This window comes from Stenotrophomonas sp. OVS01A (assembly GCF_019969775.1).
GTDB classification, from domain to species: Bacteria; Pseudomonadota; Gammaproteobacteria; order Xanthomonadales; family Xanthomonadaceae; genus Stenotrophomonas; species Stenotrophomonas indicatrix.
Genome location: NZ_JAHXYV010000003.1, coordinates 70,406 through 90,728 on the forward strand (window position 1 = coordinate 70,406; position 20,323 = coordinate 90,728).

Annotated in this window: 21 protein-coding genes; 14 read left to right on the forward strand and 7 right to left on the reverse strand. The window is 67.8% G+C overall.

What is annotated here, in order from left to right:
- Nucleotides 1-202: 202 nt before the first annotated feature.
- Entirely contained in the window at nt 203-487 is a 285-nt protein-coding gene (locus LC407_RS13170) for a DUF2782 domain-containing protein (protein WP_025878043.1), read from the reverse strand.
- Between the two features lie 97 nt (nt 488-584).
- On the opposite strand from LC407_RS13170, the gene polA reads away from it, so the two are divergent.
- Nucleotides 585-3,359, forward strand: coding sequence for a DNA polymerase I (polA, locus tag LC407_RS13175; RefSeq protein WP_223482975.1), 2,775 nt, complete (start codon nt 585-587; stop codon nt 3,357-3,359).
- 315 nt (nt 3,360-3,674) lie between these two features.
- Nucleotides 3,675-4,157, forward strand: a complete 483-nt coding sequence (locus LC407_RS13180; protein WP_140225366.1) for a YetF domain-containing protein — start codon at nt 3,675-3,677, stop codon at nt 4,155-4,157.
- Nucleotides 4,158-4,252: 95 nt separating this feature from the next.
- Here the strand turns inward: LC407_RS13180 and hemF are convergent, their stop codons facing one another.
- From hemF to LC407_RS13210, 6 genes are read right to left on the reverse strand one after another with little or no spacing between them, the layout of a single operon-like run.
- A complete protein-coding gene (hemF, locus tag LC407_RS13185) occupies nt 4,253-5,149 on the reverse strand; it encodes an oxygen-dependent coproporphyrinogen oxidase (protein ID WP_059065612.1) in 897 nt (298 codons plus the stop codon).
- A 10-nt stretch (nt 5,150-5,159) separates the two neighbouring features.
- Nucleotides 5,160-6,341 carry a hypothetical protein gene (locus tag LC407_RS13190; protein ID WP_223482976.1) on the reverse strand — a complete coding sequence of 394 codons (1,182 nt, stop codon included), beginning with the start codon at nt 6,339-6,341 and terminating at the stop codon, nt 5,160-5,162.
- Nucleotides 6,342-6,382: 41 nt separating this feature from the next.
- Nucleotides 6,383-7,576 (reverse strand): hypothetical protein, encoded by a 1,194-nt coding sequence (locus LC407_RS13195; RefSeq protein ID WP_223482977.1) that lies wholly within the window; start codon nt 7,574-7,576, stop codon nt 6,383-6,385.
- Nucleotides 7,577-7,613: 37 nt separating this feature from the next.
- Nucleotides 7,614-8,177, reverse strand: a complete 564-nt coding sequence (locus LC407_RS13200) for a hypothetical protein (protein ID WP_223482978.1) — start codon at nt 8,175-8,177, stop codon at nt 7,614-7,616.
- Nucleotides 8,178-8,207: 30 nt separating this feature from the next.
- Nucleotides 8,208-8,627 (reverse strand): NUDIX domain-containing protein, encoded by a 420-nt coding sequence (locus LC407_RS13205; protein ID WP_025878033.1) that lies wholly within the window; start codon nt 8,625-8,627, stop codon nt 8,208-8,210.
- Nucleotides 8,624-10,996 (reverse strand): S9 family peptidase, encoded by a 2,373-nt coding sequence (locus tag LC407_RS13210; protein WP_223482979.1) that lies wholly within the window; start codon nt 10,994-10,996, stop codon nt 8,624-8,626. The genes LC407_RS13205 and LC407_RS13210 overlap by 4 nt, the downstream gene beginning before the upstream one ends.
- A 166-nt stretch (nt 10,997-11,162) precedes the next feature.
- Here LC407_RS13210 and LC407_RS13215 point away from each other — a divergent pair, with 166 nt between their 5' ends.
- The 12 genes from LC407_RS13215 (at nt 11,163) to LC407_RS13270 (ending at nt 20,322) form a co-directional block, all read left to right on the forward strand.
- Nucleotides 11,163-11,492, forward strand: a complete 330-nt coding sequence (locus LC407_RS13215) for a hypothetical protein (RefSeq protein ID WP_223482980.1) — start codon at nt 11,163-11,165, stop codon at nt 11,490-11,492.
- A 37-nt stretch (nt 11,493-11,529) separates the two neighbouring features.
- A complete protein-coding gene (locus tag LC407_RS13220; protein WP_223482981.1) occupies nt 11,530-12,174 on the forward strand; it encodes a sigma-70 family RNA polymerase sigma factor in 645 nt (214 codons plus the stop codon).
- Nucleotides 12,171-12,386 (forward strand): membrane protein, encoded by a 216-nt coding sequence (locus LC407_RS13225; RefSeq protein ID WP_032976798.1) that lies wholly within the window; start codon nt 12,171-12,173, stop codon nt 12,384-12,386. Before LC407_RS13220 ends, LC407_RS13225 begins: the two co-directional genes overlap by 4 nt.
- Nucleotides 12,387-12,610: 224 nt before the next feature.
- Nucleotides 12,611-14,008 carry a cytochrome ubiquinol oxidase subunit I gene (locus tag LC407_RS13230; RefSeq protein WP_223482982.1) on the forward strand — a complete coding sequence of 466 codons (1,398 nt, stop codon included), beginning with the start codon at nt 12,611-12,613 and terminating at the stop codon, nt 14,006-14,008.
- Between the two features lies 1 nt (nt 14,009).
- Nucleotides 14,010-15,023, forward strand: a complete 1,014-nt coding sequence (gene cydB, locus LC407_RS13235; protein ID WP_025878022.1) for a cytochrome d ubiquinol oxidase subunit II — start codon at nt 14,010-14,012, stop codon at nt 15,021-15,023.
- A 229-nt stretch (nt 15,024-15,252) separates the two neighbouring features.
- Complete coding sequence (locus LC407_RS13240) at nt 15,253-15,999, forward strand: beta-ketoacyl synthase chain length factor (RefSeq protein WP_223482983.1); 747 nt, start codon at nt 15,253-15,255, stop codon at nt 15,997-15,999.
- Nucleotides 15,992-16,789: a lysophospholipid acyltransferase family protein gene (locus LC407_RS13245; protein ID WP_025878020.1), complete on the forward strand. Its 798-nt coding sequence runs from the start codon at nt 15,992-15,994 to the stop codon at nt 16,787-16,789. The genes LC407_RS13240 and LC407_RS13245 overlap by 8 nt, the downstream gene beginning before the upstream one ends.
- Complete coding sequence (locus tag LC407_RS13250) at nt 16,776-17,033, forward strand: phosphopantetheine-binding protein (RefSeq protein WP_005411610.1); 258 nt, start codon at nt 16,776-16,778, stop codon at nt 17,031-17,033. Before LC407_RS13245 ends, LC407_RS13250 begins: the two co-directional genes overlap by 14 nt.
- A 16-nt stretch (nt 17,034-17,049) precedes the next feature.
- Nucleotides 17,050-17,307 (forward strand): acyl carrier protein, encoded by a 258-nt coding sequence (locus tag LC407_RS13255; protein ID WP_025878014.1) that lies wholly within the window; start codon nt 17,050-17,052, stop codon nt 17,305-17,307.
- Between the two features lie 22 nt (nt 17,308-17,329).
- A complete protein-coding gene (locus LC407_RS13260) occupies nt 17,330-17,881 on the forward strand; it encodes a membrane protein (RefSeq protein ID WP_025878012.1) in 552 nt (183 codons plus the stop codon).
- Nucleotides 17,874-19,562 carry an AMP-binding protein gene (locus tag LC407_RS13265; protein ID WP_223482984.1) on the forward strand — a complete coding sequence of 563 codons (1,689 nt, stop codon included), beginning with the start codon at nt 17,874-17,876 and terminating at the stop codon, nt 19,560-19,562. The genes LC407_RS13260 and LC407_RS13265 overlap by 8 nt, the downstream gene beginning before the upstream one ends.
- Entirely contained in the window at nt 19,552-20,322 is a 771-nt protein-coding gene (locus LC407_RS13270) for a glycosyltransferase family 2 protein (RefSeq protein WP_223482985.1), read from the forward strand. Before LC407_RS13265 ends, LC407_RS13270 begins: the two co-directional genes overlap by 11 nt.
- The last annotated feature ends 1 nt before the right edge of the window (nt 20,323 follow it).

Here is a 20,323-nt window from a genome sequence, read left to right on the forward strand (position 1 = left end):
CCAGTAGATCCACGCCATGCGTGGATAGGGCCACCGCAATGCCAGTAGATCCACGCCATGCGTGGATGGGGCCACCGCAATGCCAGTAGATCCACGCCATGCGTGGATAGGGCCACCGCAATGCCCAGTAGAACCACGCCATGTGTGCGCCTTGATGGGGTCAGAGCCCTTTCCCGTGGAAAGGGATCCGACCCCGGCCACATCACCAGCTGTACAGCTTCCAGTACACCGGCGACACGCCATCCTTGTCATTGTCAAAGCGGCCATCGCCGTTCTTGTCATACATGTAGAACGGGGCGCCGCGTGCCGGCGTCACCTTGACCATGCGCAACTGGCCGGACACCCGGTATTCCTCGATGGTGTCGCCGTTGTCCATCGTGCGCTTGGAAACATCGGCGCCCTTGACGTCCACCGGGGGAGCGCCCGCACCGCCCATGCTGGCGCAGCCAGCAAGCAGGAGCAGGGAAGCCAGCATCAGGGTCTTCATCGGCGGGGCCTTTGCCTGGAAAGAGCCTTGATTATGCCCCAACGCCGCGTCGCTGCCGTGTCGCCGCGATGCAGGAACAGGCGCGTAGAATCGACACATGAGCAGATTAGTCCTGATCGACGGGTCCAGTTACCTGTACCGCGCGTTCCACGCGCTGCCGCCCCTGTCCAATGCACAGGGTGAGCCCACCGGCGCGCTGTTCGGCGTGGTCAACATGCTGCGCTCGACGCTGAAGGAGCGCCCGGCCTACGTCGCCTTCGTCGTCGATGCCCCCGGCAAGACCTTCCGCGATGACCTGTACGACCAGTACAAGGCCAACCGCCCGCCGATGCCCGATGAACTGCGCAGCCAGGTCGAGCCGATGTGCCGCATCGTCGAAGCGCTGGGCATCAGCATCCTGCGCATCGACGGCGTGGAGGCCGACGATGTGATCGGCACCCTGGCCCTGCAGGGCGTGGCACAGGACCTGAAGGTCACCATCTCGACCGGCGACAAGGATTTCGCGCAGCTGGTCCGGCCGGGCATCGAACTGGTCAACACCATGACCGGCAGCCGCATGGATTCGGACGCGGCGGTGATGGAAAAGTTCGGCGTGCGCGCCGACCAGATCGTCGACCTGCTGGCGCTGATGGGCGATACCGTGGACAACGTGCCCGGCGTGGAGAAGTGCGGGCCGAAGACGGCCGCCAAGTGGCTGGCCGAATACCAGCATCTGGACGGGGTGATGGCAGCGGCGCCGACCATGAAGGGCAAGATCGGCGAAAACCTGCGCGCCGCGCTGGAGCGCCTGCCGCTGAACAAGGAGCTGGTGACCATCCGCACCGACGTCGCGCTGGACGCCAGCCCGACCACGCTGGCCCTGCGCGATCCGGATGTGCCCACCCTGGGCGAGCTGTACCTGCGTTACGGCTTCACCCAGGCGTTGAAGGAGCTGGGCGGGCCGGTACCGGCGCCTGCAGTGGCCAACGACGCGACGCCGAGCCTGCGTGGCACCGCCGCCGGCTTTGCCCGTGGCAGCGCCGAAGCGCCACCCGTTGGCGAGCTCGATCCGGCGCTGTCGGCGCCCGGCGAGTACGAGACCGTGCTGACCACCGAGCAGCTGCAGGCCTGGGTTGCGCGCGTGCAGCAGGCTGACCTGATCAGCTTCGACACCGAGACCGACGCACTGGATGCGATGCGTGCGCGCCTGGTCGGCATCAGCGTGGCGGTGGAGCCGGGCAAGGCCGCCTACATCCCGGTCGGCCACGATTATCCCGGCGCGCCGGCACAGTTGCCGCTGGCACAGGTGCTCGATGCGCTGCGGCCGGTGCTGCAGGATCCGGCGAAGAAGAAGCTGGGCCAGCATGGCAAGTACGACCTGCACGTGCTGCGCCGCCATGGCGTGGACGTGCAGGGCTACCACGACGACACCATGCTTGAGAGCTTCGTGCTCAATTCCACCGCCACCCGCCACGACATGGATTCGCTGGCCCTGCGTTACCTGGGCTACAACACCATCAAGTTCGAGGACGTGGCAGGCAAGGGCGCCAAGCAGATTTCGTTCTCGCAGGTAGGCATCGACGAGGCCGGCCGCTACGCCGCCGAAGACGCCGACATCACCCTGCGCCTGCACCACGCGCTGCAGCCGCAGCTGCTGGCCGAACCGACCCTGGACAGCGTGTACCGCAGCATCGAGATGCCGCTGGTGCCGGTGCTGGCCAGCATCGAAGCCAATGGCGTGCGGATCGACACCGACGAACTGCGCCGGCAGAGCCAGGACCTGTCCTCGCGCATGCTGGCCGCGCAGCAGAAGGCCACCGAACTGGCCGGGCGCAGCTTCAACCTGGATTCGCCCAAGCAGCTGCAGGCGGTGCTGTTCGACGAACTGAAGCTGCCGGCGGTGGTGAAGACCCCCAAGGGCCAGCCCAGCACCAATGAAGAGGCGCTGGAGGCGATTGCCGAGCAGCACGAGCTGCCCCGGGTGATCCTCGAGTACCGTGGCCTGGCCAAACTGCGCAGCACCTATACCGACAAGCTGCCGGAGATGGTCAACTCCGAAACCGGCCGGGTGCACACCAGCTACCACCAGTCCGGCGCCGCCACCGGCCGCCTGTCCTCGTCCGATCCGAACCTGCAGAACATCCCGATCCGCACCGAGGATGGCCGCCGCATCCGCCGTGCGTTCATCGCCCCGGAAGGCTTCCAGCTGCTGGCGGCCGACTATTCGCAGATCGAGCTGCGGATCATGGCGCATCTGTCCGGAGACCCGGGCCTGGTGCGGGCCTTCGAGCAGGGCGCCGACGTGCATCGCGCCACCGCCGCCGAGGTGTTCGGCCGCACCCTGGAAGAAGTGACCAGCAACGAGCGTCGCGCGGCCAAGGCGATCAACTTCGGCCTGATGTACGGCATGAGCGCGTTCGGACTGGCCCGCAACCTTGGCATCGACCGCGGCCAGGCGCAGGATTACGTGGCGCTGTACTTCAGCCGCTATCCGGGCGTGCGTGACTTCATGGAGCGCATGCGCGAGCAGGCCCGCGAGCAGGGCTACGTGGAGACCCTGTTCGGTCGCCGGCTGTACCTGAACGACATTCATGCACGTAACCAGGGCCTGCGTGCTGGCGCTGAACGTGCGGCGATCAATGCACCGATGCAGGGCACCGCCGCCGACATCATCAAGCGCGCCATGGTCGATGTGGACAAATGGCTGCGTGACAGCGGCGCACCGGCGCGGATGATCCTGCAGGTGCACGATGAACTGGTGTTCGAAGCCGAGGCCGGTTTCATCGAAGAACTGCGTAGCAATGTCGTGCAGCGCATGTCGCAAGCGGCACAATTGCGGGTGCCGTTGGTGGTCGATACCGGTACTGGCAGCAATTGGGATGAGGCGCACTGAGTCGCATTCAGGCCGAAAACGCCGTGAATTCGTTCATTTGCATGATATTTCTGACTCAAACATGAATGTTTCCCTGATGGGTGCTTATTAAATTGGGCCCCTTCACGAACCGTTAGTGTTCGGAGTGCTTCTATAACTCCCGACAGGCGCAATGCCTGTCGTGGATCTCTCCCATCCCCTGGAGCAGATCTCGGAACGGGGGCTCCTCCCCAAGCGCCCGTTCCCCGGCCCCGTTGACCTCCCCCTGGTCAGCGGGGCTTTTTATTTGTGCGCTGCTGCGCCACGCTGGGCCACCGCCCAGCAGGGAAACCCGCGATGCCCGATCTGTTCGACTTGGCGATGCCGTGGTGGGAATTCATCCTGCGCGCGGTGGTGGTCTACGCAGTCGTGCTGGGCATGGTCCGGCTCAGCGGCAAGCGCGCGCTGGGACAGGTCACCCCGTTCGACGTGCTGCTGATCGTGCTGCTGGGCAATGCGGTGCAGAACGCATTGCTGGGCACCGATACCTCGCTGGCCGGCGGCCTGCTGCTGGCCGCCACGCTGATCCTGCTGAACTATGGCGTCGGCTGGATCACCGCCCGCAGCCGCCGCATGGAACGGCTGATCGAGGGCGAACCGGTGGTGATCGCGCGCAACGGCAAGCTCTTCGACAGTGTGCTGCGGCGCGAGCTGGTCAGCCGCGCCGATTTCGATGTCGCCATGCGCCAGCAGAGCTGCATCGGCGTGGAAGAAGTGGAACTGGCACTGCTGGAAACCAACGGCCACATCACCATCATCCCCAAGCGCAAGGACGGGTAGGCGCTGCGGTCGATATCAAGCGTTCCCGACCGCCTGTCGCCTCGGCCCGGTCCCGGTAGTGGTCGAGCTTGCTCGACCGCTGTGGGCGCCACACATCACACCCAGTCGCGCGGCACCAGGTAATCGGCCAGGCGCGCCTCGGCGCTGCCTTCGTCGGGGCTGAAGCCGTACTCCCAACGCACCCGCGGCGGCAGGCTCATCAGGATGCTCTCGCTGCGCCCGCCACTCTGCAGGCCGAACAGCGTGCCACGGTCGTAGACCAGGTTGAACTCCACGTAGCGGCCGCGGCGGTATAGCTGGAACTCGCGCTCGCGTTCGCCGTAGGGCGTGTCCTTGCGCTGCTGCACGATCGGCAGGTAGGCATCGAGGAAGCCATCGCCGACCGCGCGCAGGTAGGCGAAATCGCGTTCGAAATCGCCGTGCAGATCATCGAAGAACAGACCACCCACACCGCGCGTCTCATTGCGGTGGCGCAGGAAGAAATACTCATCGCACCAGCGCTTGTGCGCGGCGTAGCGTTCGTCGCCGAACGGTGCACACAGATCGCGCGCCACCCGATGCCAGTGCTGCATGTCCTCGTCGAACGGGTAGAACGGGGTCAGGTCGAAGCCACCGCCGAACCAGCTGGCCACCACCTCGCCGTCGCGCTGGGCCTGGAAGAAGCGCACGTTGGCGTGGGTGGTCGGCACGTAGGGGTTGAGTGGGTGGAACACCAGCGACACACCGGTGGCGCGCCACGAGGCACCGGCCAGTTCCGGCCGGTTGGCCGAGGCCGACGGCGGCAGGCGGCTGCCCGCCACATCGGAAAAGCCGATACCGGCCTGCTCGAACACCGCGCCATCGCGCAGCACGCGGGTGCGGCCACCGCCACCTTCGGCGCGCTGCCACAGATCTTCTTGGAAGCGTGCCCGGCCATCGGCGGATTCGATCGCTGCGCAGATGCGGTCCTGCAGGTCGGTGAGGTAGGCGCGCACGCGCTCGAATTCGTTCATGGCGCGTACTTTACCGCAGCGCCGTGCCTGCGCTGGCGCGCGCCCCGCAGGTCGGCGACGAACCGTCACGCTGGTAGCGGGCGAAGCGGGCCCAACGGTCGTTGCCGACAAGATCGCCATTGGCCAGCTGCCAGAACATGTGGTCCTCGCCTTCCTCGTTCCGCACCCGGATGGCGCCCTCGCGCATGACCGCCGGCTGCCTGCCGGACGCATCGACCTGGACCTGGGCGTCGTCGCCGAACACCAGGGAGTGGCCCTGCGCCGCATAGCGGCCGCAGGGCAGCGTGGCCACGTCCACGATGACCAGGTCTGCGCTGCTCAGTGCGGCCAAGGGGGCGACGCTGCTGCAGGCCTGCGGGTCCCGACCGATGCTGCACGCCAGCTGCAGGGCATCGCGGGCCGGCAGCAGGCGCGCCGATGCCCACAGCGCCACGGCCGCGGCATGGCAGGAACTGGCACTGGGATGCTCGCGGCACAGTGTGCTCACCTCGTCCAGCTGCGCTGCAGGTAGCGGCACGTCGCGCGGGATGCTTCGCGCCACCGAGAACGCCCAGGCCGCGTCACGGACCCGGCCCACCGCTTCGGCCTGTCTGCATGCTTCTGCGTCGACGTCCGTGCTGCCACGCTGGCATGCCGCAGGTTCAGCAGGCTCCTCGCGATTGCTGGCCAGGGCGATGTCGAGCACCAGGGCATTGCGGGCGTCGCTGCGATAATCCTCGATCAAGCGATTGCAGCCGGCCGGCACGCCTTCACGGCACCACTGCCGCCAGCGCTCGGGTCCGGCCACTGCCATGTCATCCATGCAGCTGGCGATATCGGCGCGGCAGCTGCCCGCTGCGAACACCGGTGACGCCTGGCAGACCGCCGTGCTTTCCAGCGTGTAGTAACGCTCTTCGCCGGCCAGCGCGTGGCCCTCGTCGATGATCTGCAGGGCCTCGATGTCGCCGGTGGCCAGGTTGGCCAGCATCAGCACGTCCTGCAGCTGCTCCAGGTTGTAGGGCTCCGGGGCCGCGCCGGGGATGAGGCGGGAGCCCTGCACTGGGCTTTCCACCGTCAGCCGGGCGCCGCTGTCGGCGTCCTTGAAGGTGCCGCACAGCAGTGGTTGCGCGGATGCTGCCGGGCCGAGCGACAACAGCAGCGCGGCGATCCACCCGCGTGACAGGTGGCCGCGGTGGGCAGTGGAGGGGGGCATGCAGGAACTCCTTGCAGAAACGGTACGTGGAACGATGGTCATCATCGGCGGGCAGACGGTGCGGTATCACGGGTGGGCGCAGCCTTGCAGCGCACAGCACCCGGCTGCCGCTGGTAACGCTGGTAGCCGGTCCAGGCATCCATGCCCAGCAGGTCGCCATTGGCCAGCAGGCGCAGCACATGATCGCTGCCGTGGTCATTGCGCAGATGGATGGCACCGTCCAGCAGTCGCACCTGCGAGCGCTGGCTACCGATCGTCGCGTGGCCATCGTCGCCGAACGCAACCGCATCGATCGTGCCGCCGTCGGCCCGGTACAGGCCACAGGGCGGCTCGGTCGCATCGACCAGGCGCAGCGCGGCACCGAGTGCCTGCAGGGGCTCGACCCGTTCGCATGCGCTGTAGCGACCGCTGTCGCAGACCACCTGCAACGCCTGCACGGCCGCCTGCGGATCGCGCGCATTCAACTGCTGCTCGGCCACTTCGGTGCAGAAGCGGCCAGCGCGCTGCTGCAGGCACAGCTGCTGCAACTGGTCGCGCTGCGCCGCCGGCAGTTCCACCCACGCTGGATCGATGCCACGGGCGAACGCCTGGCCGCTGGCCTGTGCCACCGCGGCGGCCAACGCGTCACGACGGGCATCACGGCAGGTCAGTACCTCCTCGCGCTCCGCATCGGTGGTGCAGGGCGCCGGTGGAGCGGTAGCCAGCGCTACGCCCTTGGCAGACGCGGCGGCGAGGAGCGCATCGTCCACGTAGCCCAGCAGCAGGCCGCTGCAGGCCGCGCCCACGCCCTGTTGGCAGGCGGTCAGCAGCTGCGGCGGCGTCGCCGCGTGCAGGCGAGCCATGCAGTGGTTCGCATCGGCCAGGCAGCTGCCGGCGGCGTTCACGGCCACCGGCTGGCAGACCGCCGGTGCACGCAGCTGGTAGTCCTGCAGCGTGTCGTTGATGCGTCTGCCATCAGCACTGGCAGTGAGCGCTGTTGCCACGCCGTCATCCAGGTTGACCAGCACCAGGCCGTTGCCATCGCGTTCGATCTGCAGCGATTCGAGATCAAAGCCCGTCGCCAGGCGACGGCCCCGGTTGTGTGAGTCGATGACCAGCGCGGCATCATTCTGCGCATTGACGTACCGGCCACATCGCAGCGGCGCGGGCGTGGAAGCGGAGGCTGCGGCCGGCGCCGGCGGGGGGGCCAGCAGCAGCGCAGTGACGACCAGAAACATTCGGAGCAGGGCAGGCATGCGACATCCTTGTCGAAGGCGGAACGCGGGAGGGGAGTCAGCGGAAGCGGCAGCGGATGTCCGGTCGCAGCAGGCGCCAACCCAGCCAGCCCTGCAGCCCCGCAAACAGCACCGAGGTGCCGACCAGTGTCAGGGTGAACAGCACACGCTGCACCTGCAGCTCATGCTGCGCCGTGGGGTCGCTGGCAAGCAGCGCGATCAACACCAGCAGCAGGCGATCCATCCACCAGGCGATCACGAAGTTGGCCAGCGCGCTCAGGCCCAGCATCCACACATAGGCCCACAGGCCCCAGCGTCGCTCGCGCCACAGGCCCCAGCTGGCCAGGGTCGAGAACAGGCAGAGCAGGGCAACCAGCAGCGAGGTGGCCGCCGGGTGTTTGAGCATCCACCACAGGCTGCCGTCGAGCTGCTGTTCCCATGCCAGTGTCACCAGCGTGGTCCAGAACCCGGTACGGGCCAGTACCGCGGCCATCAGCGCCTGCGCGAGGAAATAGAGGGTGACCAGCAGGCTCAGCCAGAACGAGCCCTGCGCCACTGCGCCGACCCAGTTGTTGGGTGGCGGTGGGGCAGGTGCTGGAATCGAGGGAATCGAAGCTGACATCCGTTGTCCGGGTGAGCGATGCCCGCCGGGTCAGCGGGCCGTCGCCAGGGCAGCGACCGCCGGCAGGATATGGTGTTCACTCAAGGGTGCCAAGGGCCGGCCGTGCGGCGGCTGCAGCGGCACCCAGGCCAGTTCGGCGATCTCCGCACGCGCGCACGGCTCACCTTCGATCCACACCCGCCAGGCCTGCGCCTGCACGCGATGGCCGGGCTCGTTCACCGCCCAGTCCTCGAAACTCCCGAGTGCGATGGCCGAAGCGGTGTGCAGCTGTACACCCAGTTCCTCGTCCAGTTCGCGTGCCAGTGCCTGCAGGGGTGCCTCGCCCGGGTCGGGCTTGCCGCCTGGCTGGATGAAGCGGCTGGCACCGTGCTTGCGCACCACCAGTGCCCGGCCACGGTCATCGAGGATGACCGCGGCCACGATGTGGATCGTGGCCGCGGCAGCACTCACTTCAGGTTCTGCTCGAACAGCTTGAGGATGCGCTTGTACTGGTCCAGCCAGGAATCGGCACGCACGTAGCCATGGCGCTCCAGCGGGTACGGCGCGATCGACCAGTTGTCCTTGTGCAGCTCGATCAGGCGCTGGGTCAGGTTCACCGAATCCTGGAAGAACACGTTGTCGTCCATCATGCCGTGGGCGATCAGCAGGTTGTCCTGCAGGTTCTGTGCGTACTCGATCGGCGAGGACACGCGGTACGCCTCCGGATCGATGTCCGGGGTGTTGAGGATGTTGCTGGTGTAGCCGTGGTTGTACTGGTGCCAGTCGACCACCGGGCGCAGCGCGGCGCCGGCCTTGAACGTGCCCGGCGAGCGGAACAGGGCCATGAAGGTCATGAAGCCGCCATAGGAGCCGCCGTAGATGCCGGCGTGGTCACGGTCACCCTGCTGGGTGTCGACCAGCCAGTCCAGGCCGTCCTTGTAGTCTTCCAGCTCCGGGTGGCCCATGTTGCGGTAGATCGCCGTGCGCCAGTCGCGGCCATAGCCTTCGCTGCCGCGGTAGTCCATGTCCAGCACGATGTAGCCCTTCTGCACCAGCAGGTTGTGGAACATCTGCTCGCGGAAGTAGGCCGGGTAGCGCTGGTGCACGTTCTGCAGGTAGCCGGCACCGTGCACGAACATCACGACCGGGTACTTCTTGCCGGGTTCCTTGTTTTCCGGCTCGTAGTACTTGGCCCAGACCACGCCGGCGCCATGCTTGGACGGCACCGCCACCAGCTTCGGCTGGATCCACTGGCGCGCCTTGTACTCGGCGGTACGGGTATCGGTCAGCACGCGCGCCTGGCCAGCGCCGGTACTCGGCACCACCGCCAGCTGCGCCGGCAGGTAGGCGCCGGAATAGCGCACCAGCAGCTGCTGGCCGTCCGGCGACAGCGAGAAATCTTCCACGCCATTGAGGTTGGTCAGCTCGCGCACCTGGCGGGCAGCGGTATCGACCGCGCAGACTTCGTAGTCATGCGGGGCCTGCTGGTTGCACAGGAAGTAGAAGCCCTTGCCGTCGGCCGACAGCACCGGCGCCGAGGTTTCCCACTTGCCGCTGGTCAGCGCCTGCGGCTTGCCGCCACCGGCCTGGGTGTACAGGTGCGAGAAGCCGGATTCCTCGGACAGCAGCCACAGCGTGCGGCCATCGGCCATCCAGCCGAAATCGTTGAAGCCCCAGTTGATCCAGGCGTTGTCGGTCAGCCGGTGGCGGTTCTGCACGCGGCCGTCGGCGGCAGCAACGCTGACGATCCAGCGGTCCTTGTTGTCGTTGGCGCGCAGCATCACCGCGGCCTGCTGGCCGTCAGCGCTCCAGCGGATGCCACCGCCCATGAAGTCGCTCATCACCTGCACGCTGCGGTCGCCCTTCAGTGCGTCCTTGCCGGCCTTGCGGCGCAGCTCGGCCAGCGGATCGGTGCCGATGCCCGGCAGGCTCGACAGCGACAGCTTCTCGGCCTTGCTGCTGCGTACATCCACGAACCACAGGGTGTGCGGCTCGAAGCCGTTGCGGCCGACGCGCTGACGGGTGTCCTCGGTTTCCTCATAGCCCGACTCGGTCACGTACAGCGGCATCTTGCCGCCGCGGCCGTCATCGAAGTCCTTCGGCTTGGTGGTCACGATCAGGTGGCCCAGGTCCGGCGACAGCACGCTGTCGACGATCTCCACGTCGGCACCCAGGAATACCGGACCCGGTGCGCGGGTCGGGTCGGCCTGGCGCCAGCGCTGGTCCTGGTCCTTCAGCGCCTCGCGCTGTTCGCGGTCGCGGCGCAGGGTTTCCAGCGTGCGCAGCTGCTGGTCGCGCAGCACGTCGGCCTTCGGCGGCGTGCTGGGATCCTTTTCGGCTTTCAGGCTGGCCACCTGCTGCACGCCGCTGGCGGCGGTCCAGTGGAACCAGTTCTGGCCGACGCGCCAGATCACGCCATTGTCGGCGGCGAAGTTCACGCCGCTGGCGCGCTCGTTGCTGCGGGTCAGCTGGGTCAGTGCGCCGCTGCGCAGGTCGCGCACGAACACGTCGCCGTTGCGCACGAACGCGCTGCGCGTGCGGCTGCGGTCGTACACCGGATCGGCCACGTCCAGGCTGCCGCGCTGGTCATCGGCCACCTGCGCGGCCACGCCACCGGCGATCGGCTGGCGGAAGGTGTCGCGCACCGGGCTGCCGTTGCGCTTGAGCTGGTACTCCACCTGCTGGCTGTTCCACGACCACCAGGCCTTCTCCACCGGCGGACCGATCCAGTCCGGGTCGGCCATGGCCTGTTCGATGGTGATCGGTGTCGGCGCAGCCTGCGCGGCCGGAGCGGCCAGCACGGCAGACAGCAGGAGGGACAGGGGCAGCACTCGGGACATGGGCGGACAGCACCAGAAGAGGAAACCGGGCAAGCGTAGCAGCCGTCCCGGCCCCGGGCAGGGGCCACAGGTCATGGCAGCGGAATCGGCAAAGCGGTGCAACCGGTCGGCAGGGTCGCGCATCCAATCTCCTGAACCCGCATCATCTACCGGACAGGAGCACGACATGCAGGAACTCATCCCGATCACCCTCTTCATCTGCATCGCCTATGCGATCCATGCCATCGCCGATGCGCGTGCGCGCAGCAAGCTGGTGGCACCGCACGTGCCGGAGGAAGTCATCCGCTCGCTGGCGGTGCTGGAAGAGGAACGCCGCCGCCAGGGCGCGCTGCGCTGGGGCATCAGCCTGGTCTGCCTGGCGCTGGCCATGGCGCTGCTGGAGGCCATCGGTGCACGCAACCTGACGTTCGGCGCAGCTGCCGCGCTGGTCGGCAGCGCAGGGCTGGGCCAGCTGCTGGCTTGGCACTTCACCCGCCCCGCCACGCGCAAGGGCTGAGCCGGCGCATGCTGCGGGCACAGGGGGAGTCCCACGCATGAGCCTGCTGGGGGAAGCGCTGGCTGCACTGCGGGGGCGGCGGCGCAATGTCCCCGTGGAGGAGCCCTCTGCGTGGTCGGACGACCGCGCCCTGGTGGGCGCGATCATCGACGGCTCGCAAGCGGCCTTCGCGCAGTTGGTGGAAACACATCAGCGCACCTGCGCGCATGTGATCGGGCGCATGGTCGGCGACCGCGACCAGGTGGCCGATCTGCTGCAGGAAACCTTCCTGGCCGTGTTCCGCCAGCTGCACCGGTTCCGTTTTGAATCTTCGTTGCGGACCTGGATTTCGCGCGTGGCCTACACCACCGCGCTGCAGCACCTGCGGCGGCGGCGGCTGGAAGCGCAGTGGATGGTGGCGGTGGAGGTACCTGAAGAGCTGGGTATCGGCGATGAAGGGCCGGGCCCTTCCGAACTCAGCGAGGCATTGCAGGCTGGCAGCCACCTGGGAGCAGCGCTGGAGCGGCTGAGCGCACCGCAGCGGCTGATCGTCGGCCTGCACTACCTGGAAGACTTCGATCTGGCCGAGATCGAACAGGTGACCGGACTGGCCCGGGGTACCATCAAGAGCCATCTGCACCGTGCGCGCCAGGTCCTGAAACAGGAGTTGGTGAAGCACGCCACCGCCGGAGAACTGTTGTGAGCCGACCAACCGATTCCCGCGAACCCGACGAGCGTGCGCTCTCGCAGGCCTTGCATGAACAGGTAAGGCAGGACGAGGTGCCGGATGTGAGCGAAGCGCTGCAGAAGCGGATTGCGTCCGAGTCGCGCGACAGCAGCGTGGGCTATGCGGTGGTGCAGATCGTGTTGCTGGGCGCGTTGCTGGCGATGGGCGTCTGGTATTTCTGGCGGTGAACGCCCCGCCGGGCATGGCCCGGCGCTACCGCGTGAATCAGCACCTCGCCGGGCATGGCCCGGAGCCACCAATGATGAAATGACGTGTAGCGCCGGGCCATGCCCGGCGGCTTCCACGCACCCTGCGACAAAGTGAAGCAGCGCGTCACCCGGTCGCATCCCGGCTTAACGATATCCCCCTAAAGTGGTCTGGTATCCCACCGGCACCTGGCAGGAGGCGTCCCTTGGACGCGTTGTTGTTGTCGCGGATCCAGTTCGGATTCGTCATCAGTTTCCACGTACTGTTCCCGGCCTTCACCATCGGTACGGCCAGCTGGCTGGCCTTCATCGAGTGGCGGTGGCTGCGCACGAAATTGCCCGTATGGCGCGAGCTGTATTTCTTCTGGCAGAAGATCTTCGCGGTGTCCTTCGGCATGGGCGTGGTCAGCGGCATCGTCATGGCCTTCCAGTTCGGCACCAACTGGCCGCGGCTGAGCGAAGTGGCCGGTACGGTGATCGGCCCGCTGCTGACCTACGAAGTGCTGACCGCGTTCTTCCTCGAAGCCAGCTTCCTCGGCGTGATGATGTTCGGCTGGGGCCGGGTGTCGCCGCGCCTGCATTTCCTGTCCACCTGCATGGTGGCGCTGGGCACGCTGTTCTCTACCTTCTGGATCCTCTCGTCCAACAGTTGGCTGCATACGCCGGCCGGCTACGAGATGGTCAACGGCATCGTGCACCCCGTCGACTGGTGGCAGGTGGTGTTCAATCCGTCCTTCCCGTACCGGCTGGCGCACATGGCGCTGGGTTCGTTCATCACCACCTGTTTCGTGATCGGTGGTGTGGGCGCGTGGTATCTGCGCAGGGGAACGCACGTGGAAGCGGGGCGGCGGATGTTGATCGCGGCGGTGGCGTTCGCGGCGCTGACCGTGCCGGTGCAGATCTTCGTCGGCGACATGCATGGCCTGAACACGCTCAAGCACCAGCCGATGAAGATCGCGGCGATGGAAGCGCACTGGCATGAGACCAAGGAAGGCGAGGGCGTGCCGCTGGTGGTGTTCGCGCTGCCCAACGAGAAGGAGGAGCGCAACGATTTCGAGGTCGCCATTCCCAAGCTCGGCAGCGTGATCCTCACCCACACCCTGGACGGTACGTTCGATCCGCTGACGTCGGTGCCGGCCAGCGAACGGCCGCCGGTGACGCCGGTGTTCTTCGCCTTCCGCATCATGGTCGGGCTGGGCACGCTGATGCTGGTGCTGGCCTGGGTCTCGGCCTTCCAGCTGTGGCGGAAGAAGCTGCTGGCCTCGCCGTGGCTGCTGCGTGGCTGGAACTGGATGCTGCCCAGCGGCTTCTTCGCGCTGCTGTCGGGCTGGTTCGTCACCGAGATGGGGCGGCAGCCGTGGGTGGTCTATGGCGTGCTGCGTACCGCCGATGCCGTTGGCCCGCAGAGTGCATGGATGACCGCGCTGTCGCTGGGTGTCTATGTGATCGGCTATGCCTTCGTGTTCGGCTGGGGCATCTGGTACCTGGTGAAGATCCTGCGCCACGGCCCGCAGCCGTACGACGAAGGCCCCTCGCTGGACCATGGCAGCCACACCCCGGCGCGGCCGCTGTCGGCCGCCGACGAACCGCTGGAGGAGCGCTGACATGGACCTGATGACCTGGCTGCCGGTGGCATGGTTCGCGGTGATCGGCTTCGGCGTGCTGATGTACGTGGTGCTGGACGGCTTCGTGCTCGGCATCGGCATCCTCGCCCCGTTCGCCGAGGACGAGGAACAGCTGGACCTGATGATGAACACCGCCGCGCCGATCTGGGACGGCAACGAGACCTGGCTGGTGCTCGGCGGCGCTGGCCTGATGGCCGCCTTCCCGAAGGCGTATGCCGTACTGCTGTCGGCGCTGTACCTGCCGGTGCTGCTGCTGGTGGTGGCGCTGGTGTTCCGTGGCGTGGCCTTCGAGTTCCGCTTCAAGGCGCACCGTTCACGGCGGCTGTGGAGCGTGGCGTTCGGCCTCGGTTCGCTGCTGGCCACGTTCGCCCAGGGCGTGATCCTCGGCACGCTGGTGCAGGGCCTGCCGCTGGTCGATGGCGTGTACCAGGGCGGCGCGTTCGGCTGGTTCAGCCCGTTCGCGATGCTGACCGGTGCCGCGCTGGTAGCCGGCTACGCACTGCTGGGCAGCACCTGGCTGATCCTGAAGACCGAAGGCCGCGTGCAGGCGCTGGCCCGGCAGATGACCCGCCCGCTGGTGGTGGCGGTGATCGCGGCAATGGGCCTGGTCAGCAGCTGGCTGCCGTTCCTGCAGTCGCGGCTGATGGACCGCTGGTTCAGCGACGGCAACTTCTGGTGGTTGTCGCCGGTGCCGCTGCTGACCTTGGCGGTGGCCATCGCGCTGTGGCGCAGCGCCACCCATCCGCGTCGCGACCTGCCGCCGTTCCTGCTCAGCCTGGCCTTGTTCGTGCTTGGCTTCGCTGGCCTGGTGCTGGGCATGTGGCCGTACCTGCTGCCGCCGTCGATGACGCTGTGGCAGGCCGCCGCGCCGGCCTCGTCGCTGGGCTTCACCCTGGTGGGGCTGGTGGTGCTGCTGCCGGTGATCTTGGGCTACACGGCATGGTCCTACCGGGTGTTCCGCGGCAAGGTACGCGCCGACGCCGGCTACCACTGAACCGGCTCGCTGGATCGGTCCATGCGGGGGGCGGTCGCTGACCGCTCCCCGTTGTGCTTTGTGAAACATGTCATCCCTGTGTCGGACGTGCTAGCGTGCGCTCCTTTCCGGCAGCCAGGGGGGCAGCCGGCGACGTCCTGGACGGATGCATGGCTGCAGGAATGGGGGGCAGCCGCGTGTCGCCGTAATGGCTCGAGACTCTCGTTCGCCCATCGAAACATCACCGGTAATGATCGAATTTTCCGTTGTCGACTGGGCCGCCTGGGCGCCTGGCCTGACCGAGCGTAGCCAATGGATGGGCTGGGCCGGAGCACCGTTCCTGCCGCAGGGTGAGGACACGCCGGCGCTGGCCGAGATTCCGGCCATGCAGCGCCGCCGGATCGAGCGCCTGGGCCGCATGGCGATCCAGGCCGCGTGCTGGTGCGAGGACGGGCAGGGCGCTGACAGCCAGGTGCCGCTGGTGTTCGCCAGCCGCCATGGCGATGTCGCCCGATCGATGGACCTGCTGGGCTCGCTGGTGGCCGATCAGCCGCTGTCGCCCACCGGCTTCGGCCTGTCGGTGCACAACGCGATCGCCGCGCTGTATTCGATCGCCCGCGGCCACCGGGGCAACTACCTGGCGTTGTCCGCTGGCCAGTCGACGGTGGAAGCGGCGTGCCTGGAGGCCGTCGGCCTGCTTGGTGATGGTGCCAGTGAAGTGCGGATCGTGGTCTATGAGTCGCCGTTGCCCGACGTTTACGCCGAATTCGCCGACGAACCCGACCCGTTCTTCGCCTGGTGCTGGCGCCTGGCACCCGCCGGTACTGCCGGCGGCACCGATCTTTCGCTGTCCTGGCAGGTCGCCGGCGACGCCGAGCCGACCGCGCCGGGCGTGTTGCCGCATGCGCTGGACCTGCACCGCTTCCTGCTGGCCGGGGATCCGCAGCTGCAGCACGTGACCCAGGGCCAACGCTGGTCCTGGCGCCGCCGTGGCTGAGGCGCTGCGCCGCCTTGATCATGCCTGGCGGGTGTTCGGCACCGGCCTCAGCTTCGCCGCGTTTGGCGTCGGCGGTCTGTTGCTGGGCGTGCTGGTGATGCCGGTGCTGCTGCTGATGCGCGACCCGGTGGCGCGTCGCCGCCGGGCCCGCCGGCTGGTCCAGCGCGCCTTCGCCAGCCATGTGTGGCTGATGTGCCGGCTGGGGGTGATGACCCTGCAGGTCGACGGGCGCGAACGCCTGCAGCGCGACGGCCTGCTGGTGCTGGCCAACCACCCGACCCTGATCGACGTGGTCTGCCTGATCGCCCTGCTGCCCAATGCCGACTGCGTGGTCAAGCGGGCGGTGGCCTGCAACCCGTTCATGCGCGGCCCGGTGCGTGCCGCCGGTTACATCTCCAATGACGACGGCGCTGGGCTGGTCGATGACTGCGCGGCGGCCGTGCACGCCGGCGGCACCCTGGTGATCTTCCCGGAAGGCACCCGCAGCGTGCCGGGGCAGCCGTTGCGGCTGCAGCGTGGCGCGGCCAACATCGCCGTGCGCGGGCGCCTGGACATCACCCCGGTGCGCATCACCTGCACCCCGCCGACGTTGACCAAGGGCCAGAAGTGGTATCGTGTACCCTCACGTCGTTTTCACGTTCAGCTGCAGATCGGCGAAGATATCCCGATCGCGCCGTTCCTGGCCGAAGATGACTCGCCAAGGGGGGATGCCCTGGCGGCCCGTCGCGTCACCGACCACCTCACTCGTTATTTCGACCTGTCTGGAGATCCGACCCGTGCAAGCACTTGAGCACGAGATCAAGGAATTGATCATTTCCTCGCTTTCACTGGAGGACATCACCCCGGAGGACATCGATCCGACCGCGCCTCTGTTCGTGGAAGGCCTCGGCCTGGACTCGATCGATGCACTGGAACTGGGCCTGGCGCTGCAGAAGAAGTACGGTGTCAGCCTCTCGGCCGACTCGGAAGAAACCCGTCGCCATTTCTCCAGCGTGCGCGCGCTCGGCGAGTTCGTCGCCGCCCGCCAGTCGTAAGGCGCCAGGAACTGCCATGACCAAGAATGAACTGTTCGAGCGCATCGTCCGCATCCTGACCGACAGCTTCGAGATCGAGCCGGCGCGGATCAGCCCGGAGTCGCGCCTGTACGACGACCTGGACATCGACAGCATCGATGCCGTGGACCTGATCGTGCAGCTCAAGCCGCTGCTCGGCCGCAACCTGCAGCCTGAAGCGTTCAAGGCCGTGCGCACCGTGCAGGACATCGTTGATGTCGTGCATGGCCTGCTGCCCGGTCAGGCCGCTGCCTGACAGCAGCACGGACGCCGCGACCATGGCACGGGCACGCATGGTCGTGGTGGCAGCGATTTCGCTTGCCTATCCGGTGCTGGTCTACCTGGCGATGGGCCGCTTCGAGCCACGCTGGCTGTCGCTGCTGCTGTTCGCGCTGGCCCTGCTGCGCGCGCTGAGCACCCGCCAGCCCTTGTGGTGGGCCGCCGCCGCCGGCGCGGGCCTGCTGGCCGGGCTGGCCACCGTGCTCAACCAGGCCCTGCCGCTGAAGCTGTACCCGGCGCTGGTGAACGTGGTGATGTTGACGGTGTTCGCCACCAGCCTGCGCTTCGGTCCGCCGCTGGTGGAGCGCCTGGCGCGCCTGCAGGAGCCGGACCTGCCACCGTTCGCGGTGGTCTATACCCGCCGCGTCACCCAGGTGTGGTGCGGCTTTTTCGTTCTCAATGGTGGTCTCGCCCTGCTCACCGCGCTGTATGCGTCGGACCGGGTCTGGATGCTCTACAACGGATTGTTGGCGTACGTGATGATGGGATTGTTGTTCGGGGGCGAATGGCTGGTACGGCGTCGGGTCAAGGCAGCGCACGCGCATGGCTGACTGGATTGCCCTGGACCGGCTGCTGATCGCGGCGCAGCCCGGTCGTGACATCGGTATCTGCGATGGCACTGCCCTCGACCATGTCGCCTTCCGCCTGCGCGTACTGGCCTGGCATGACGCTTTCAGCGCTGCCGAAGGTCGTGACTGGGCGCTCTACTTCGATGACACCGTGGCCTTCGCTGCAGCGTTGTTCGGTGCCTGGCATGCCGGCAAGCGGGTGTTCCTGGCCGCCGACAACCTGCCCGCGACATTGCAGGCGCTGCAGCCGCAGGTGAGTGGCTTCGCAGGCGACCTGTCCGCGGATTACCAGCCGTTGCAGGCCACCGACAGCGCCGCCGCCGACGTGGCGCTGCTGCCGTTGGACGAGCGCGCCTGCGAACTGTGCGTGTTCACCTCCGGCAGCACCGGCCAGCCCAGCGCGATCAGCAAGCGGCTGGACCAGCTGGCGCGCGAAGTCGATGCGCTGCAGGCCGCCTTCGGCGCCCAGCTCGATGGGGCCCAGGTGCACGGCACCGTGTCCCACCAGCATATCTACGGCCTGCTGTTCCGCGTGCTGTGGCCGCTGGCTGCCGGCCGTGCGATCCAGCCCCGGCGCTTCTTCCACGAAGACCTGGTGGGCGCGCTGGCCGGTACCGACACGGTGCTGGTGGCGACCCCGGCCCATCTCAAGCGCCTGCCCGAGCAGCTCGACTGGGCCAGCCTGCACGGCCGCCTGCGTGCGGTGTTCTCCTCCGGCGGCCCGCTGCCCGAGGACGCCGCGCGCCAGGTCCGCCAGTGGTTGGGCGTGGCGCCCACCGAGGTTTACGGCAGCAGTGAAACCGGTGGCATCGCCTGGCGCCGCTGGGACACCGATGCACCGCCGTGGCAACCGTTGCCGGGCGTGCAGTGGCGGATCGAGGAGGACTGCCTGGCGGTGGCCTCGCCGCACCTGGAGACGTTGGACTGGTGGCGCACCCAGGATCGCGTGGAAGCACTGGCCGATGGCCGCTTCCGCCTGCTGGGCCGTGCCGACCGCATCGTCAAGATCGAAGAACGCCGCGTTTCGCTGGATGCACTGGAGCGCGCGCTGCGTGAGGATCCAGAAGTCGAGGACGTGCGCGTGCTGGTGCTGCAGGGCCAGCGCGAGCAGCTGGCGGCCGTGGTGGTGCCGGCCGATCCGACGTTGGCACGTGCCGGTGACGGCGCACGGCGTGCGCTGGGGCAGCGGCTCGGTGCGCGGTTGGCGCAGGGCCACGATGCGGTCACCCGCCCGCGGCGCTGGCGCCTGGTCGAATCGCTCCCGATCAATGCCCAGGGCAAGGTCACCCAGGCCGCACTGGTGGCGTTGTTCCAGCCGATGATGCCGGTGCCGGTCTGGGACTGTCGCGACGACGCGGCGGCCACCCTGCGGATGACGCTGGACCCCGCGCTGCGCGCGTTCCAGGGCCACTTCCCGCAGGCGGCGATCCTGCCCGGCGTCGCCCAGCTGGACTGGGCGGTGCGCTTCGGCCGCCAGGCCTTCGTGTTGCCGGTTGGTTTCCAGCGCATGGATGCAGTGAAGTTCCAGCGCGTGGCCCGCCCCGGCGACGAGCTGACCCTGCACCTGGAGTGGGACACCGGGCGCGGCGTGCTGACGTTCCGCTACACCTCGGTGCATGGCGTGCACGCCAGCGGCAGGGTGGTGTTCGCCGATGCGCATTGAGCCGGCCACCGCTGGCGGCGCGTTCGCGCCGCTGGTGGTCATTCCCGTGTACGACCACGAACACGCGATCGGCGCGGTCGTCGATGGCGTGCAGGCTGTGGGCCTGCCCTGCCTGCTGGTCGACGATGGCTCGCAGCCGTCCTGCGCGCTGGTGCTGCGGGAACTGGCACAGCGAGCGGGTGTCGACCTGCTGCGGCTGGACGTGAACCAAGGCAAGGGCGGTGCGATGCTGGCCGGTTTCGCTGAAGCGCAGCGTCGCGGGTATACCCATGTGCTGCAGATCGATGCCGACGGCCAGCACGACACCGGCGACCTGCCGCGCTTCATCGACGCCGCCCGCGCGCGGCCGGACGCCGTGATCTGCGGCATTCCCGCCTACGATGCCAGTGTGCCGAAGGCGCGCCTGTATGGTCGCTACGCCACCCACATCTGGGTGTGGATCAACACGCTGTCGCTGCACCTGCGCGACACCATGTGTGGATTCCGGGTGTATCCGCTGCCGCCGGTGCTGCGCCTGGTCGGCGAGGAAACCATCGGCCGACGCATGGATTTCGACACCGAAGTGATGGTGCGCCTGTACTGGCGGCAGGTACCGGTCGACCACCTGGCTACGCGGGTGACCTATCCCGCCGACGGCGTTTCGCATTTCGATGTGTGGCGCGACAACGTGCGCATCAGCCGCATGCATACCCGGCTGTTCTTCGGCATGCTCTGGCGCGCGCCGCGCCTGCTGTGGCGCCGCCTGCAGGGGCAGGGCTGAG